Annotated in this window: 10 protein-coding genes and 5 pseudogenes; 14 read left to right on the forward strand and 1 reads right to left on the reverse strand. The window is 41.4% G+C overall.

The window, feature by feature from the left end; translation table 11 throughout:
- Positions 1–473 precede the first annotated feature (473 nt).
- The 14 genes and pseudogenes from ftsE to phoU all read left to right on the forward strand — a co-directional run bounded on the left by ftsE (position 474) and on the right by phoU (position 15747).
- Positions 474–1160, forward strand: a complete 687-nt coding sequence (gene ftsE / locus MFLO_RS13195; protein WP_036098486.1) for a cell division ATP-binding protein FtsE — start codon at positions 474–476, stop codon at positions 1158–1160.
- Positions 1150–2034: a permease-like cell division protein FtsX gene (gene ftsX, locus MFLO_RS13200; RefSeq protein WP_036098487.1), complete on the forward strand. Its 885-nt coding sequence runs from the start codon at positions 1150–1152 to the stop codon at positions 2032–2034. The genes ftsE and ftsX overlap by 11 nt, the downstream gene beginning before the upstream one ends.
- Positions 2035–2176: 142 nt before the next feature.
- Positions 2177–3410: pseudogene (locus MFLO_RS13205) on the forward strand (coiled-coil domain-containing protein).
- A gap of 182 nt (positions 3411–3592) precedes the next feature.
- The gene (locus MFLO_RS13210; protein ID WP_051993676.1) at positions 3593–4900 is read left to right on the forward strand and encodes a murein hydrolase activator EnvC family protein; all 1308 of its coding nucleotides are present in this window, start codon (positions 3593–3595) and stop codon (positions 4898–4900) included.
- Positions 4901–5009: 109 nt separating this feature from the next.
- Complete coding sequence (cls, locus tag MFLO_RS13215) at positions 5010–6458, forward strand: cardiolipin synthase (RefSeq protein ID WP_036098490.1); 1449 nt, start codon at positions 5010–5012, stop codon at positions 6456–6458.
- A 33-nt stretch (positions 6459–6491) separates the two neighbouring features.
- Positions 6492–7668 (forward strand): annotated as a pseudogene (locus tag MFLO_RS17075) (serine protease).
- Positions 7669–7920: 252 nt separating this feature from the next.
- On the forward strand, positions 7921–8637 hold the full coding sequence (locus MFLO_RS13225; RefSeq protein WP_036098491.1) for a response regulator transcription factor: 717 nt from the start codon (positions 7921–7923) through the stop codon (positions 8635–8637).
- A pseudogene (pnpS, locus tag MFLO_RS13230) lies at positions 8634–10413 on the forward strand (two-component system histidine kinase PnpS). The gene MFLO_RS13225 and the pseudogene pnpS overlap by 4 nt, the downstream one beginning before the upstream one ends.
- Before the next feature lie 229 nt (positions 10414–10642).
- The gene (locus tag MFLO_RS13235) at positions 10643–11527 is read left to right on the forward strand and encodes a phosphate ABC transporter substrate-binding protein (RefSeq protein WP_036098492.1); all 885 of its coding nucleotides are present in this window, start codon (positions 10643–10645) and stop codon (positions 11525–11527) included.
- 87 nt (positions 11528–11614) lie between these two features.
- Positions 11615–12538 carry a phosphate ABC transporter permease subunit PstC gene (gene pstC, locus MFLO_RS13240; protein ID WP_149023060.1) on the forward strand — a complete coding sequence of 308 codons (924 nt, stop codon included), beginning with the start codon at positions 11615–11617 and terminating at the stop codon, positions 12536–12538.
- Positions 12535–13422, forward strand: coding sequence for a phosphate ABC transporter permease PstA (pstA, locus tag MFLO_RS13245; protein WP_036098494.1), 888 nt, complete (start codon positions 12535–12537; stop codon positions 13420–13422). Before pstC ends, pstA begins: the two co-directional genes overlap by 4 nt.
- A gap of 96 nt (positions 13423–13518) precedes the next feature.
- Positions 13519–14278 (forward strand): annotated as a pseudogene (gene pstB, locus MFLO_RS13250) (phosphate ABC transporter ATP-binding protein PstB).
- A gap of 15 nt (positions 14279–14293) precedes the next feature.
- Positions 14294–15071 (forward strand): annotated as a pseudogene (pstB, locus tag MFLO_RS13255) (phosphate ABC transporter ATP-binding protein PstB).
- Between the two features lie 16 nt (positions 15072–15087).
- Positions 15088–15747: a phosphate signaling complex protein PhoU gene (gene phoU, locus MFLO_RS13260; protein WP_036098495.1), complete on the forward strand. Its 660-nt coding sequence runs from the start codon at positions 15088–15090 to the stop codon at positions 15745–15747.
- Between the two features lie 77 nt (positions 15748–15824).
- On the opposite strand, the gene MFLO_RS13265 is transcribed toward phoU, so the two are convergent.
- Positions 15825–17135, reverse strand: coding sequence for a right-handed parallel beta-helix repeat-containing protein (locus tag MFLO_RS13265; protein WP_036098496.1), 1311 nt, complete (start codon positions 17133–17135; stop codon positions 15825–15827).
- Between the last annotated feature and the right edge of the window lie 143 nt (positions 17136–17278).

Raw genomic sequence — 17278 nt, forward strand, 5'->3', positions numbered from 1 at the left:
TGAATTCTTTTTCAGCTGTTTCTTTTTTTATATAACAGTTTGATGACATGCAAAACCTGTGAAACTGTAAACTTGTCATGGTTTAGCTGAAAATCGGTCTATGCCTTTTCTTTCAAATTGTAAAGATTTTTAATCTAGCTGTAATGTTATTTTTCAAAAAAAAACGATACAATAAAGTCACTGGAAAAACAAAAAAGTTTTCAATTGTTTTTTTAAAGCAGTATAAAAAGTCAAAAGAAATATCCCCTATTTAGGAAATTCTAAACATCAAACGATGACTGTATTACAACAAAGTATTGATTGTCATGTGCTGAAATATAACTGTAATGTAATTAACCTAAAGTTGAAAAACTACAGTGTTATAATAATCTGTATTGTGGCAGTTTTATTATTGCCAATTCACAATTTTATATCAAAGGTTATCATTGCATTACCTTTAACTGAAGCTAAAGAAAGGCGAGTAAGGTGATTAAATGATATTGATGGAAGACGTTTATAAAAAGTACCCCAATGGTATCACAGCCGCAAATGGTCTTAACGTAAAAATTGATCAAGGGGAGTTCGTCTATGTTGTTGGTCCAAGTGGTGCAGGTAAATCCACTTTTATAAAAATGATTTATCGCGAAGAAAGAGCGACCAAAGGAAATATCCAAGTTGATAACTTTGACTTGGTGAACATGAAAAACCGAGAAATTCCTTACTTAAGACGAGACGTTGGCGTCGTTTTCCAAGATTTTAAATTACTCCAAAGTAAGACAGTCTATGAAAATATCGCTTATGCGATGGAAGTCGTGGAAAAAGATCCAGTGGAAATCAAAAATCGTGTTATGGAAGTTCTTGATTTAGTCAATTTAAAACATAAAGTCAGAATGCTGCCCGATGAACTCTCAGGCGGAGAGCAACAACGTATTTCAATTGCAAGATCAATTGCGAATACGCCAAAGGTTCTCATTGCTGATGAGCCAACCGGAAATCTCGATCCAGATACTTCATGGGAAATCATGAATATCCTTGAAGAAATCAATAGTCGTGGGACAACGATTGTAATGGCTACTCACAATAAAGAAATTGTGAATACGTTAAAACATCGTGTTATCGCCATTGAAAATGGCAGAATTGCCCGTGATGAAGAGCAAGGAGAATATGGATATGAAATTTAGAACAGTTGGTCGGCACGTTAAAGAGAGTTTTAAGAGTCTTTACAGAAATGGATGGATGACTTTTGCGGCCGCAAGTGCCGTAACAGTGACATTAATTCTTGTGAGTGTATTCTTCTCCATTTTGATCAACATGAATAAGCTTGCGTCAGATGTTGAAAACGATGTTCAGATTAATGTTCACGTTTCACTAAGCGCAACGGACAAGCAAGAAGATGAGCTTAAGGCAAACATCGAAAAAGTAAGTGGGGTTGAAAAAGTTACTTTTTCATCCAAAGATGAGCAGTTGAATAAACTGGTTGGTGCTTACGGAAAAAACTTCGAACTGTTTAAGCAAGATAATCCGCTCCATGATGTATTCGTTGTTCAAGCAAAAAATCCTGAACAGACAAAAACGGTAGCAAGCAAAATTGAAAAGCTGAAACATGTTGAAGATGCTGAGTATGGTGAAAAAACAGTTGATAACTTATTCAACACTTTGAAATGGGCAAGATATGCTGGAATAGTCCTAAGTATTGGATTACTCTTAACGGCAATGTTCCTCATCTCAAATACAATTAAAATCGCCATCTTCTCGCGTCGAAGAGAAATTGAAATTATGAAGTTGGTTGGAGCTACAAACTGGTTCATTCGCTGGCCTTTCGTTTTAGAAGGCGCTTGGCTAGGACTAATTGGTTCAATCATTCCGGTGATTTTAACGTTTGTAGGTTATATCAACACTTACAATCTGGTAAATCCGAAGCTTGCAACAACATCGCTTTCGCTTTTACCGCCAACACCTTTCGCTTATCAATTAAGTGCGCTGATTATCCTGATAGGAGTTCTGATTGGTATTTGGGGAAGTGCTATCTCAATTAGAAGATTCTTGAAGGTGTAACAGAAGCATACAGTAATCTATATACCCAAATGAAAATTAAATTAATCTTAAAAAATAAAAAAGAAAAAAGCTAGGGAGCTTTTTAGGAGGTAAATTTCTTTGAAAAAAAAATGCGTTTATTGCAGTCTCACTTGCAACAGTAATGACTTTAACACCGGCTTTTGCGACAGATGTTTTCGCTGATGTAAATAAGGATATCCAAGTACAAGATCAAAAAATTAGTGATTTAAAATCTAAAAAAGGTGATCTTGAATCACAACTTTCGAAACTTGTTTCTCAAATGGAATCCGCTAAAAGCAAAGCAAAAGATCTGCAAGCTGACTTTGATAAAACAGGTAAAGAACTTAAAAAATTAAACAAACAAATCCAAGAAATTAATGAACGCATTAAAGAACGCGAAGAAGTTTTAAAAGAACGCGCACGTGCAATGCAAAAAAAATTCGAACTCAAATGCTTACCTTGATGTTATTCTAGGTGCTGATAATTTCTCTGATTTAGTAAACCGTGTTTCGGCTGTGAATCAGCTTGTAGATTCTGACCAATCTATTTTGGAAGAACAACAAAAAGATGAACAAGCTCTTAAAACAACACAAGCTTCTGTGAAGAAGACGCAAGAAAAACAACAAAAAGCAATTGCTGATTTTGAAGTTCAGCAAAATAAAATTGAAGCTCAAAAAGCTGAAAAAGAAGCAGTCGTTGCCCAACTTGCAGCTGACCAAGCAACTGCTGAAAAAGCAAAGGCTGGTTTAATCAGCGAACGCGATAAACAAGCAGCAGCAGCGGCAGCTCGTGCTCAAGCTTTAGCAGCGGCGGCAGCACCAACTGCTGGCGAATCAACTGCCTCAGCTTCATCAAATAGCAGCAGTTCTTCTGCAAGCTCAAATGTAAGCAGTTCTAATACTTCTGCAAGCAATGCATCTTCATCATCTGATTCTAGTAGTAATAGTTCTGCTGGAAACAGCAGCAACAGCGGTTCAACTGGCGGCGGTAGTGTTTCTCAACCGAGCGGTAGCGGTTATTCTGCAATGATTGCGGCAGCTCAAGCTCAACTTGGTAAACCATATTCGCTAGGTGCTACAGGCCCTAACGCATTTGACTGCTCTGGATTCACTTCTTACGCTTTCCGTGCAGCTGGAATCAGCTTGCCAAGAACATCTGGCGGACAATATGCAGCAGCTACTAAAGTAAGTGCAAGCCAAGCAAAACCAGGGGATCTCGTATTCTTTAACTATGGCGGCGGTATTGCACACGTTGGAATTTATGTAGGCGGCGGTCAAATGATCAATGCACAAAATAACGGCGTAAAATATGACAACATTTCAAGCGGCTACTGGGCTCGTTACCTTGTTGGGTATGGTCGTGTAGCAAACTTCTAAGATTAAGAAGTTAAATGGATTTGAAAATCGCAAAGTACCTTTATCTGATTTTGAGATAAGGGTACTTTTTTTTATCAAAATTTATAGAAAAGCTAATTTTCATATGAGAAGTGGGGTAGCAAAACAGAAATGAAAAAAGAAAAAAAACACTTGGGTTAATCGCAGTAATTGCATCAGCGGGGATGGTAGTTCAGCCGCTGAATGTGTTTGCAGATAGTATTTCGGACATGGAAAAAGAAAAACAAAGTGTGACACAAAAGAAGTCTTCGGTTGAAAAGGATATTGAAACGAAGCAAGCGGAGATGAATCAAATTGTTAGCGACGTGAAGACGGTATCGGATAATTTGAACCGTGTTTCAAAGGAGATAAAAGAAACAAATGAAAAGCTAAAAGAACAAACGAAAAAGGTAAAATCGGAAGAAGCTCAGGTCAAACGTTTGGAAAATGAAATTGCGGCGCTTGAGAAGCAGATTGCGGAACGGCAGGTAGTGCTTGAGAAGCGTGCTCGTGCGATTCAAACGAGCGGAAGTAGCAATAGCTATTTGACGATTTTGCTTCAAGCTGAAGATTTTGGTGATTTTATTGATCGAGCAAATTTGGTTCAAGTTCTTGTCAGTGCTGATCAGGAAATTATGACGAAGCAGAAAAATGATCAGGAACTACTTGACCAAAAACAGGTGGATTCAGAAAAGAAATTAGCTGAATTAAACCGTTTGGCCAAGCAAATTGCGGTGACAAAAAATAACTTGGAAAGTCAAAAAGCTGAGCAAAATGAATTGATTTTAACGCTTGCAGCGAAAAAAGATAAGACAGAGCAAGAAAAGGCGTTGCTCGAAACGCAAAAGGGTCAATTGACTGGTGAGGAGCAGAAGCTTTTAAGTAATATTTCAGATGCGTATGCGGAAGAACAGCGTAAAAAGGAAGCGGCTGCGAAAAAAGCGATTGAGGATCAACGTAAGAAAGTGGCGGCTGAACGTGCAGAGGCTCAGGCGGAAGCTAGTACAGCGGGGAGCGCGGCGCAAGCTGGGAATGGCAACGAAACTGCGATTGCTCCTCCGGCGTATACACCGCCAGCTTCAAACGGAAGTATGTTTATCCGCCCCGCACAAGGAATTCTTACTTCGGGATTTAGTGATCGGGTTAACCCAGTGACAGGACAGTATGAATCACATAAAGGTCAAGATATTGCAGCTGGAGGAACGGTGCAGGTTGTGGCAGCTGCAGAAGGGAAAGTTGTTTTTGCAGGTTACGGGGCACCGGGAAGCGGATATGGCGGTTACGGGTATGTGGTCGAAATTGATCACGGGAACGGCTATCAAACGCTATATGCACATATGCGGGCAGGAAGTTTGAATGTGACGGCAGGGCAGCAAGTCATGCAAGGTCAAGCGATTGGAATTATGGGCTCAACGGGGCAGTCAACGGGGCAGCATCTTCATTTTGAAATTCATTTAAATGGAGTACCGATCGATCCGGCACCGTATTTATAACTTTGAAAAAGGCATTCCCAAAAACTGGGGGTGCTTTTTTACAGAAAATAGTCGAACGATTGATTTTATGATATGATAGCGTAGAGTAACTGAAAAAGGGGCGTGCTATGTGGGGATTTTGACAGCTATTTTGGTCATTTTGCTGGTCTTGAATGTATTTTTTGCGGCTGTGACTGTATTTCTAGAGCGGCGCGATACATCTGCGACTTGGGCGTGGCTTTTAGTTTTAACATTTGTGCCGATTATAGGCTTTATTATTTACTTGATTTTTGGCCGAAAGCTCTCCAATAAGAAGATTTTTGATTGGAAAGGGCAGGAAAAGATTGGGATTAAGGAATCGACTGCCAATCAAATCGAGCTCATTCGCCAAAAAGAATTTCCGTTTAGTGATGCAAATGTACAAAAACATCGTGATTTAATTTATCTTTTGCTCGTAAACGACGGTGCAATTTTGACTCAAGATAATGAAGTGGAAGTCTATGTTGATGGTCACGACAAGTTTGAAGCACTGATGAAAGACATTGAAACGGCAACGAATCATATACATATTATTTATTATATTTTTCATTCGGATGAGCTTGGCAAGCGGATGATCAGGCTGCTTGAGAAAAAAGCGGCTGAAGGTGTGAATGTGAAAGTGCTTTATGATGCGATGGGATCGAGAACCACAAAAAAATCATTTTTCCGGACGCTTGAGAAAAATGGTGGAGTTGTGAGGCCGTTTTTTCCATCAAAACTTCCGCTGATCAATTTCCGATTGAATTATCGAAATCACCGTAAGCTTGCGATTATTGACGGAAAAGTCGGCTATATTGGTGGATTTAATATCGGAGATGAGTATCTCGGTTTGTCGAAAAAATTTGGATACTGGCGTGATACGCATTTGCGCGTGCATGGTAAGGCTGTTTATGCGATGCAAACGCGCTATATTATGGATTGGAATTCGGCAGCGCCTAGCCATAAGATTGATTACAAGGCACGTTATTTCCCTACGTTTCATGGGAAAGGGCATACGAGTATGCAAATTGTGTCGAGCGGACCAGATTCTGAATGGCAACAAATTAAGAATGGCTATATTAAGATGATAAATTCAGCGAAAAAATCAATTTATCTGCAATCACCGTATTTTATTCCCGATGCCAGTTTGTTCGAAGCGCTTAAGATTGCTTCGCTTTCGGGGATTGACGTGCGTGTCATGATTCCAAATAAGCCGGATCATCCGTTTGTATACCGCGCAACGACGAGTTATGCGGGAGAATTGATGGAAACGGGAGCGAAAATTTTCATCTATGATAATGGCTTTATTCATGCGAAAATGCTCGTGATTGATGGTGAAATTGCTTCGGTCGGAACGGCGAATATGGACTTTCGCAGTTTTCGCTTAAATTTTGAGGTAAATGCGTTTATTTATGAGAAAAAACTGGCTGCCGAGCTTGAGGATATTTTCCTCGAGGATATCTTGAAATCTTATCAGCTGACGCCAGAATTGTACAATGAAAGATCGATTTGGCTTAAATTCAAGGAAGCGGTAAGCAGACTCTTGTCGCCAATACTATAAAAAATAAAAGTCGGCTTGGGGGGCTTTTTGGAGATGAATGTCATGGAAATTATTTTTAAAGGAATACTCAGCTTGCTGTTACAGCCCGTTTTTTACTTATCGATTTTGCTTGTCATTGTGGCAGGGTTTAACCGTGTCAAATGGGAACGCAAATCGTTTAGTGTGCGGATTTATTCGCCATTTCTAGAGTTGAAAAACTTTTTTACGCTAGGACTTGGAATTGCGATTATCCTTTCGATTATTTTGTTTTTCGTTGGTTTCAGTGTGATGAAAACGTGGATTGTCATTTTTAATGTAGTTACAGTACTTGCTTTGATACTTGCAATGTTTCGGCTTAGCTCGACAGCAATCACGATTGGGATTTCAAGTTTAGTCTTTTATTTCTGCTACTACTTTGATATCCAATTTGGTTCGCTACAAGACAAATTTTTTATCGTATGATGATTTGTATATTGATAATTTTATGATTGGCATGACGTTTCTTCTCGCCGTACTTTTATTTGTGGAAGCCTGGCTGATTCGCTATACGAGCGCGAAAGCCCCATCCCCGTCGCTAAGAAAAAGCGGACGCGGCAAACTTGTTGGAGCTTTTCAACTGCGAAAACTATGGTTCATTCCACTTGTTGCTTTTATTCCTGGTGCTGAAATTCAAAAATTATTTGAGTTCTGGCCGGTATTTAATATTGGATCAAGTTCGTATACGCTTGTACTTCTGCCGCTCGTGATCGGCTTTGAGCAAAAGACGTTGTCGGAACTTCCAGCCGAGTTAAGCCGAAAACTATCTACGCAAGTGACCACCTTGGCGGTGTTTATTGCTGGAATCGGCCTAGTCAGTATTGTCCTTCCGGTCATGACCCTTTTTGCTTTCGTACTCGCCGTGATTTCAAGGTTTTGGATTTCTTGGCGTTTTTATCGAACGGACAAAAAAGCGCCGCTACGCTACAAGCCGGAGCCGGATGGGATTGTTGTACTCGGGGCGCGTGCTGAGACGCCGTCTGCGCGTATGCATCTTATTGCAGGTGAAAAGATAACGGAAGTGAATGGGATTGCTGTCAGGAATCGAACAGAACTTTATGAAGCGCTTAATAAAAATCGGGCATTTTGCAAGTTGAAAGTTGTCGATTTGCAAGGCGAGCCGCGTTTTGAGCAAACTGCGCTGTATGAAAATGAATCGTTTGAGCTTGGTTTGCTGTTAGTGGAACCGAGATGAGCTTTGGTCTTTTAGGATCAAAGCTTTTTTTGAGGGGAATTTAAGAGTGTTTTTCCAAATATGTGGATAACAGTTGAAGGCGATGTTTCATAGCTTTTCAAGGTGATTAGCAAGTTTTTGTTTCAGAAATTTACAACCTCCTTTAAGTTTTTGTAAAAAACAAGCGAAAGCTATCCAGCATCTGTTAATTCATGCTATATTTATGTTAACAAATAGACGAAAGTATGGAAGTTTCTGGAAAGGGAGATTAATGTGACCAAAATTTTAGTTGTGGATGATGAGCTTTCGATCTCGACATTGTTAAAATTTAATATCGAAAAAGCCGGCTATGACGTTATAACGGCGGAAGACGGGGAGCAGGGATACGAACTGGCTGTGACGGAAAAGCCGGACTTGATTGTGCTCGACTTGATGCTGCCGAAGATGGACGGGATTGAGGTTACGAAGAAATTGCGCCAAAATCAAATTGAGATTCCTATTTTGATGCTGACTGCGAAAGACGAGGAGCTCGATAAGATTATTGGACTTGAGCTTGGTGCGGATGATTACCTTACGAAACCGTTCAGCCCGCGCGAGGTACTCGCGCGGATTAAAGCTATTCTTCGGCGGGCGCAAAAGGCCGGTACGGTGGAACAAGCGAAAACGGAGAGCGGAGCGGAAGATCAAATTCAAATAGGTGAACTTGTGATTTTTAAAGAAAGCTACCAAGCAACATTACGTGGTGAAGCGCTTGATCTTACGCCAAAGGAATTTGAGTTGCTGCTTTATCTCGCCAACCATCGTGGAAAGGTTTTTTCGCGTGATCAGCTACTCGATGCGGTTTGGAATTATGATTATATCGGCGAAACGCGGATTGTGGATGTACATGTCAGTCACTTGCGCGATAAGATTGAAGCGGATACGAAAAATCCGCGTTATATTAAGACGGTGCGCGGGTTCGGCTATAAAATGGAGAACGTGAAAGAATGAAAAAATTATGGCTGAAAATTGGAATGACTTTTTTTTGTTTTGTTTTTTGCAACGATTGCACTTGTGGGGCTTTTTTCTGGGGAATTGATGAAGTCAACATACTTGCAGATGAAGGAAAATCAGTTGGAAGATGAAGCGCGGATTTTGCGTCATACGGCCGGATTGAATGATCAGGATTTGGATGGGAGCGAAGCGGAAATTAGCGCGAAAATTGCCCCGCTGAAAGATGAAGTCGATGCGCGGATTACGGTGATGGATAAGGATGGACGCGTGATTACGGACTCGAAGGAAAATCCGGAAAAGCTCGGGAATCATGCGGATCGTCCGGAAATTAAAGCGGTTTTGAAAAATGGGAAATCTGTTGGGACGGCGACGAGGGAAAGTGCCACGCTCGGCTATAGTATGCTTTATGTAGCGGTGCCGATTTTGGATGGCGGTTCGGTTGATGGCGCAATTCGGATTTCAGTTTCGCTTGAATCGATCGACAAGGCGATCGATAAATTATGGGGCAATTTGATGCTGATTCTTGTGCCGACGATACTGATTATTGCTGCGGTGAGTATTTTTATTGCAAGGCGAATTACGCGTCCTGTGGAGGAAATTGTGGATGTTTCAAACAGACTTGCGAGCCATGATTATAGTAGTCGAATTTACGGGAAATCAAGCGGCGAGCTGGAGGAGATTGCAACGGCGGTGAATAAGCTGGCCGAAAGTCTCGAAACGCAGATGTATGAAATCAGAGAAAACTCGCAGCGGCTGTCAGCCATCGTTGAAAATCTTGTGAGCGGTGTGATGCTGATTAATTTCGACAAGGAAATTATTATGGCGAATAAGGCGATGTATCAGATTCTTGGGGTGAAAGAAATCAAAGGCAGACCTTTTTATGAAGTGATCAAAAGCTTTGGGGTTAGTCAGCTGATTGAACAGTCGATGCAGGAGCGTGAGCGTAAACAACAGGAAATTCAAATTTACTTCCCGCGGGAGTTGATTCTCGATGCGAGTGTAACGCCTATTCTCATGGAAGATGGCGAAATTTCTGGGCTAGTGTTGTTGTTACACGATGTGACGCAGATTCGGCATCTCGAAAATGTGCGCTCGGAATTTGTGACCAATGTGTCGCATGAACTAAAAACCCCGGTTACGGCCGTGAAGGGCTTTGCAGAAACGCTGCTTGATGGTGCGATGCACGATGAGGAAGTGCTGAAGCAATTTCTTACGATTATTAAGGATGAAAGTGATCGCTTAAACCGCTTGATTCAAGATATTCTGGCCTTGTCGAAAATTGAGCAAAAAGCATTGCCGGTGCAGCTTGAAGAAATTGATGTGGATGATGTGATCGCTCAGTCTGCCGGAACGGTGAAAGAGCTTGCGGCGGCAAAATCAATTGTACTTGACCTTCCAGTAAAACATCAGCCGCCGCTCGTTGTTTTGGCGGAGCGCGACCGTCTGCAGCAGATTTTGGTGAACTTGCTTTCTAATGCGATTCAGTACACACCTGCTGATGGAAAGGTAAAGATTCGACTGGAAGATGCAGCCAGTCATGTGATTCTATCTGTGTCAGATAATGGAATTGGGATTCCAGAAAAAGATTTGGAGCGAATTTTTGAACGATTTTACCGGGTGGATAAAGCACGAAGTCGTCATTCTGGTGGAACGGGTCTTGGACTTTCTATCGTGAAGCATTTGGTTGAAAGTATGGATGGTGACATTTCGGTTGCAAGTGTGGAAGATGAAGGAACAACGTTTAAAATAAAATTACCGAAAACACCAAAATAATTTTGGATTTGAACTGTTAGGAAAAGTGCGCAGCGCTTTTCCTAACAGTTTTTTTTACGTGAATCGACTGTTTATTCATAGTTTTGATATCTTTTTTACAGAAATAAACAGATTTACATGATCTTAACATTAGCTAAATAACGGCTTAATGCTTTCCGTTTATAGTAGAGAATGTAAGAGATAACAATTAATCAATAAGGTGGGTAACGAAATATGAAAAAAAAAGGTTTTGGGTTTACTTATAATTTTTTCAGCTTTAATGTTGGTTTTGGCAGCTTGCGGAAACGGAGATTCTGATAAGGGCAAGGCAAGCAGCGGAGATTCAAAAGAAATTTCTGGTTCGGTTACGGCTGTTGGTTCAACGGCACTTCAACCGCTAGTCGAAGCGGCGGGTAAGCAATTCCAATCTGAAAATCCGAAAGCACAAATTAATGTGCAAGGCGGGGGATCAGGAACAGGGCTGACTCAAGTTCAGCAGGGTGCAGTTGAAATCGGCAACTCTGATGTTTTTGCTGAAGAAAAAGATGGTGTAGATGCTTCAAAACTTGTTGACCATAAAGTGGCTGTTGTCGGGATGGCACCGGTTGCGAATAAAGATGTGGGTGTAGATAACTTAACAAAACAACAACTGATTGATATTTTCACTGGAAAAGTGAAGAATTGGAAAGATGTTGGTGGAAAAGATGAAAAAATTACGATCATCAATCGCGCTGAAGGAAGCGGAACACGTGCAACTTTTGAAAAATGGGCGCTTGACGGAGCGGATACAGTGAAAGCTCAAGAACAAGATTCTTCGGGTACGGTACGCAAAATTGTTAGCGAAACGCCTGGAGCAATCAGCTACTTGGCCTTCTCTTACATCGATGATTCGATTGTCGGTCTTTCGGTCGACGGTGTGAAACCAGATGAGAAAAACGTCGCAACGAACGATTGGAAGATCTGGTCTTACGAACATATGTATACAAACGGCGAACCTAAAGGGGTTGCTAAGGAATTCTTAAAATATATGACAAGCGATAGCGTTCAAAATGACCTCGTTCCACAGCTTGGCTATCAATCGATCAAACAAATGAAGATCGAACGCGACGCTGAAGGCAATGTTAAAAATATCTAATTCTGGAACAAAGAAATAGAACGGAGAGTCTATCCTGCGCGCAGGATAGACTTGTCCGTACGTTAGGGAATGGAAGGAGTTTTAGTCTTGGAAGTGATTAATGAAGAAAAGCTGACACGTGTTTCCAAGAAAGCACGTCTTGAATCGAGAGGGAAAATCATTACCTTCATTTGTATCGCGGTGATGGTTCTTGCCGCTGTTTCAATTTTATATTTCGTTATCTCAAAAGGATTATCCACCTTTTTTGTCAATAAAGTATCATTTATCGATTTTATCTCCGGAAAAGACTGGAGTCCATCGAAACAAGATGCAGCTGGAAACCCGCTAGTTGGTGCACTTCCAATGATTATCGGTTCATTCGCAGTAACGCTTTTTGCAGCGTGTATTGCTGCACCGCTTGCAATTGGAGCGGCAATTTTTATGGTTGAAATTTCACCGCGCTTTGGGAAAAAAGTGCTACAACCTGTAATGGAACTTTTGGTTGGGATTCCATCGGTTGTTTATGGATTTATCGGACTAAGTGTAGTGGTGCCGTTTATTCGTGAACATATTTCTGGAAGCGGCTTTGGGATTGCTGCCGCGACAGTAGTTTTAACGGTGATGATTCTACCGACCGTAACATCGCTTGCGGTTGATGCGATCAAAGCTGTGCCGCGTCATTATCGGGAAGCTTCGCTTGCGCTCGGTGCGACAAGATGGCAAACGATTTGGCGTGTTGTACTTAGATCTTCACGTGCGGGCATTTTGACGGCTATTGTGTTCGGGATGGCTCGTGCGTTCGGCGAGGCGTTAGCCGTACAAATGGTAATCGGGAATTCGGCGGTGATTCCAATTTCGCTGTTTGAACCTGCGTCAACACTGACAAGTATTCTGACGATGGGTATGGGAAATACAGTCATGGGAACGCTTGACAACAATATTCTTTGGTCACTGGCGATGGTGCTTCTGGCGATGTCGCTCTTCTTTATCATTATTATCCGCTTCATCGGCCGTAGGAGGAAAGCGAAATGAATGTAAAAACAAAAGACAAAATAGCTACTGGCGTATTTTACGTTATCGCTGGCTTTATTATTCTGATACTTGCCGGATTATTAGGATATATTTTGGTAAAGGGCGTGCCCCAGTTAAGCTTAAGCTTCTTAACGAATCCTCCGCAAGCTTTTAAAGCAGGTGGTGGCATTGGACCAGAGATTTGGAATTCGTTTTACATGTTGATTATCACGATGCTGATTTCAATTCCAATTTCGCTTGGTGCCGGGATTTACATGGCGGAATATGCCCGTAAAAACTGGTTGACAGATTTGATTCGGACAATGATTGAAGTGCTTAGTTCGCTTCCTTCGATTGTAGTTGGTTTGTTCGGCTTCCTCGTATTCGTTATCCAAATGGGTTGGAGTTTCTCAGTGATTTCAGGTGCACTCACATTGACGATCTTTAACTTACCGCTTCTTATCCGCGTGGTTGAAGATGCGCTTCGGGCGATTCCTGATACACAGCGGGAAGCAGGACTTGCGCTTGGAATTTCACGCTGGGAAACGATTACGCGCGTGCTCGTACCGGCCGCACTTCCGGCGATCATTACGGGAATTATTCTCGCGGCAGGACGTGTATTCGGTGAAGCCGCAGCCCTTATTTTCACAGCAGGTCAAAGTACGCCGATTCTCGACTTTACTAACTGGAATCCAGCAGATATGACCTCACCGCTCAATATTTTCCGCCCGGCTGAGACACTTGCTGTTCATATTTGGAAAATTAACGGGGAAGGAATCATGCCGGATGCGCGTGTAGTATCAGACGGAGCTTCCGCAGTCTTAATCCTTTCAGTTCTCTTGTTTAATATCCTTGCGCGACTGCTTGGGAAATTTGTTTTCAAAAAAATGACGTCTTCGTCTTAAGATAAAGGAGTTTTAGAAATGATGATTACGAAAAATATGCCGAATGTAAGCGTAGCGGCACAAGATCAGACAGAAGCAGCCGCAATTCCTATCGACATGCAGACACACGCGATGGCTACTCGCGATCTCCGCGTTTTTTATGGCGAAAATGAAGCTATCAAAGGCGTTGATCTTGCTTTCCCAGAAAACAAAGTCACAGCGCTGATTGGTCCGTCTGGTTGCGGCAAGTCAACGTATCTTAGAGCACTTAACCGGATGAATGATGAAATCGACGGCTGCCGAATGGAAGGAAGCATTTTTTATAACGGAATTGATATTAATCGTAAAGAAATCGACCTTTATCGGGTGCGCCAAGAAATTGGCATGGTTTTTCAAAAACCAAATCCATTTTCCAAATCAATTTATGAAAATATTGCCTTCGGGTTGAAGCGTCATGGAATGAAAAACAAAAAAGGAGTTGATGGAACGCGTGGAGAAGAGCTTACGAGGTGCGGCACTTTGGGATGAAGTCAAAGACGACTTAAATAAGAGTGCACTTTCACTCTCAGGCGGTCAGCAGCAGCGTCTTTGCATCGCACGGGCGATCGCGATGCAGCCGAAGGTTTTGTTACTAGATGAGCCGGCTTCTGCTCTCGACCCGATTTCAACAAGTAAAATTGAAGATTTAATTGATGAACTAAAGGAAAAATACACGATCGTGATTGTAACGCACAATATGCAGCAGGCAGCGCGCGTTTCCGATTACACAGCGTTTTTCTACCTCGGGGAAGTCGTGGAATTCAAAGGAACGAAAGAACTTTTCACGAATCCGACCGAAAAACGTACAGAAGACTATATTTCTGGAAACTTCGGTTAAGGAGGGCTTTTTGAAATGACGATGACGACTGAACAAACAAAATTAATGATCGAAGCAGACCAAGTAGACCTGTATTACGGGGCTAAACAGGCGCTTAAAAAAGTGTCGCTTGCCATTAAAAAAAAACCGTGTGACGGCGCTAATCGGTCCGTCTGGATGCGGCAAATCGACTTTTCTGCGGACGCTCAATCGGATGAATGATTTGATACCAGGGGTTAAGACGACCGGTAGCATTAAGATTTCTGAGGAAGAAGTCAATCAAAATAAAGTAGATTTGGTAGGATTGCGCAAACGAGTTGGAATGGTTTTCCAGCAACCGAATCCTTTTCCATTTTCAATCTACGATAATGTTGCTTACGGACCGCGAATGCACGGAGTGACGAATAAAAAGGAACTGGATGCAATTGTAGAAGAAAGCCTACGTCAAGCGGCGCTTTGGGACGAAGTAAGCGACCGGCTTGATAAACCTGCAACAGGGATGTCAGGCGGTCAGCAGCAGCGTCTTTGTATCGCACGTGTGCTTGCAGTGAAGCCAGAAGTAATTTTGATGGATGAACCGACATCAGCACTTGATCCGATTTCAACATCTAAAGTAGAGGATTTGATTTTAGAGCTGAAAAAGGATTATACGATTGTGATTGTGACACATAATATGCAGCAAGCTTCGCGTATTTCGGATGAAACAGCCTTTTTCTTGAATGGAGAAATCATCGAGTTTGCGGATACGAAAACGATTTTCACAAACCCTAAAGAACAAAAAACAGAAGACTATATTTCAGGTCGATTCGGATAAGGAGTGTAACACGAATATGGTAGCAAGAAAAATTTTTACAGAACAATTAAATGAACTGCATCAGCATTTGCTCGAAATGGGGATGCTAGTAAATGAAGCAATTTTTAAAGCAGTTAAGTCGCTTTCAGAACGTGATTTGGAGCTTGCTAATCAAGTCGTTGCAGAAGACAAAGCGATTAATAATATGGAGCTTTCGCTTGAACAAGGCTCATTTGAATTAATTGCACTGCAACAACCGGTTGGAACAGATTTGCGGAAAATTGTGACCGTACTCAAGGCAAGTTCGGACTTGGAGCGGATTGCCGATCACGCGGTGAGCATTGCGAAAGCAGCGATTCTGTTAAAAGACAGTAAAGCGCTAAAGCCGATTCCAGAAATTGCAGAAATGGGCGAAATTGTGAAATCAATGCTTCACGATGTGTTGAACGCATACTTAGCAGGTGATGCAGTTGCTGCACGAGAAATTGCAGCTCGCGACAATGAAGTTGATAAGCTTCATGGTATAGTATCTCGCAAGTGCATTGAGCAAATGCAAGTTGATACGGAGCATTTAGAAGAGTTTTCGCATCTTTTGCTTGTAGCGCAGAACTTGGAGCGGATTGGCGACTACATTACAAATGTTTCCGAATGGATTGTTTATTTGGAAAGCGGAGAAATTGAAGAATTGAATTTGTAAGTATGAAGAGGTTCATCCTTGATTAAGTAAAGAATGAATTTGAGAGTTAAAAAGGCTGCCCGCGGGCAGCCTTTTTTTTATTTTACATATTTGTATTTAAATGGGAGCTGTCCTTTAAATGGCGTGCTACGAATAACAAGTTTGTTGATTGGCGTAAGTTTTGTTGCCGTTTCTCTCAGAAAATAAGATTTTGGCGCAATCCGTCCGCCTGAGCGCACGGAAATCTGGTTATCAATAAATAGTGCCGATTGAATCGTTTCGGTACCGTTAAAACTGAATAGTTTCTGATAAGTTTCGAGCGTCTGCAAAATAACTTTGTTATTCTCAAACGTCCAATTTTTAACATTTCCAATCGGAAAAACATCGTAATTTTTAGGTGAGGTGTCTAAATTGAAGGCGTTATTCTTAACAGTGAAGTTTGTGACGCGAGCTTGACTGCTGCCTGGTCTCCAAGCGATAGCACTTGGTCGGCTAGTCTTTGAAGGATAATCTGATGTGAGGTTATTGCTTATGAAAGAAATTGATTTTATATTGTCTTGGATGGCTAAAAATTTATTTTTTACATTTTTACCGTAATTATTATAAATCTGGAAGTCGCCGCCGGAAATAACGATCGCTTCATCGGCCATGTTAAGAAAAGTATTATGATGAACAGCGGCTTTTTGAACTTGCAGTAAATATAAGGCATTGTCCACTACATTTTCGAAACGATTACCGCTAGCTGTGAAGGAAGTGATACTTGGAGCTAAAGCAACGACTGCTTGATTAACTTGATAGAAGCGGTTATTTATTAGCTGAAACTGATTGGAGTTGCTGCCTTGGATGGTAATGCAGCGATTTAAATCACCGAGTTTAGCCGTATATTCAAAACCGTTTTTAGTGAAAATATTTTGTTCAATGGTGGCATTTTGAACACCATCTAGTAAGATGGCGCTATCTGTTTTGTAATAACCGAATCGCTTTGAATAGCCCGTAAATTCGTTATGACTAATCGTGATGTCCCTATTCTTTGAAAATTTAAGGCTTCCTCGTCCGCGGTGAGCCAAGTCAAAGCGGATATTTTTCACCGTAATATGGGTGTGTCCTTCTGCAAATGAAAGTAAGTAAGGTGTTTGGCTGCTTCCGGTACCATTGAAATCAGCACGTATTTCGGAACCTGAACTTGCGCCGATCAGGTTCACCTTTACATTTTGAATTGGCTTAGAAATAGTATAAACGGCATCTGTTTTACTTTTCAAATGAATATCTCCCGTTTTTCCATCGATAAGCGGCTCAAGCGGTATAACAGTTCTTGTAGCTGCTTTTGTTTGAAGCTCAGCATGGCCAACTGGTAAAACAACAGTGACAGCGAGCAGGCATAACGATAGAATTATGCGTATTTTTTTCATAATGAATTCCCCCTTAAAAAAGAAGTACCCTCTGGAAAAATATGGAAAACGTAAAATTGGTTACGATTAGATTATGTTTTTGTGACTTAGGTTTATGTGGCAGAAGTTACACCTGAAATTTGGACAATTACAGAATATACTAG

Source organism: Listeria floridensis FSL S10-1187, from assembly GCF_000525875.1.
Taxonomy (GTDB): Bacteria; Bacillota; Bacilli; order Lactobacillales; family Listeriaceae; genus Listeria; species Listeria floridensis.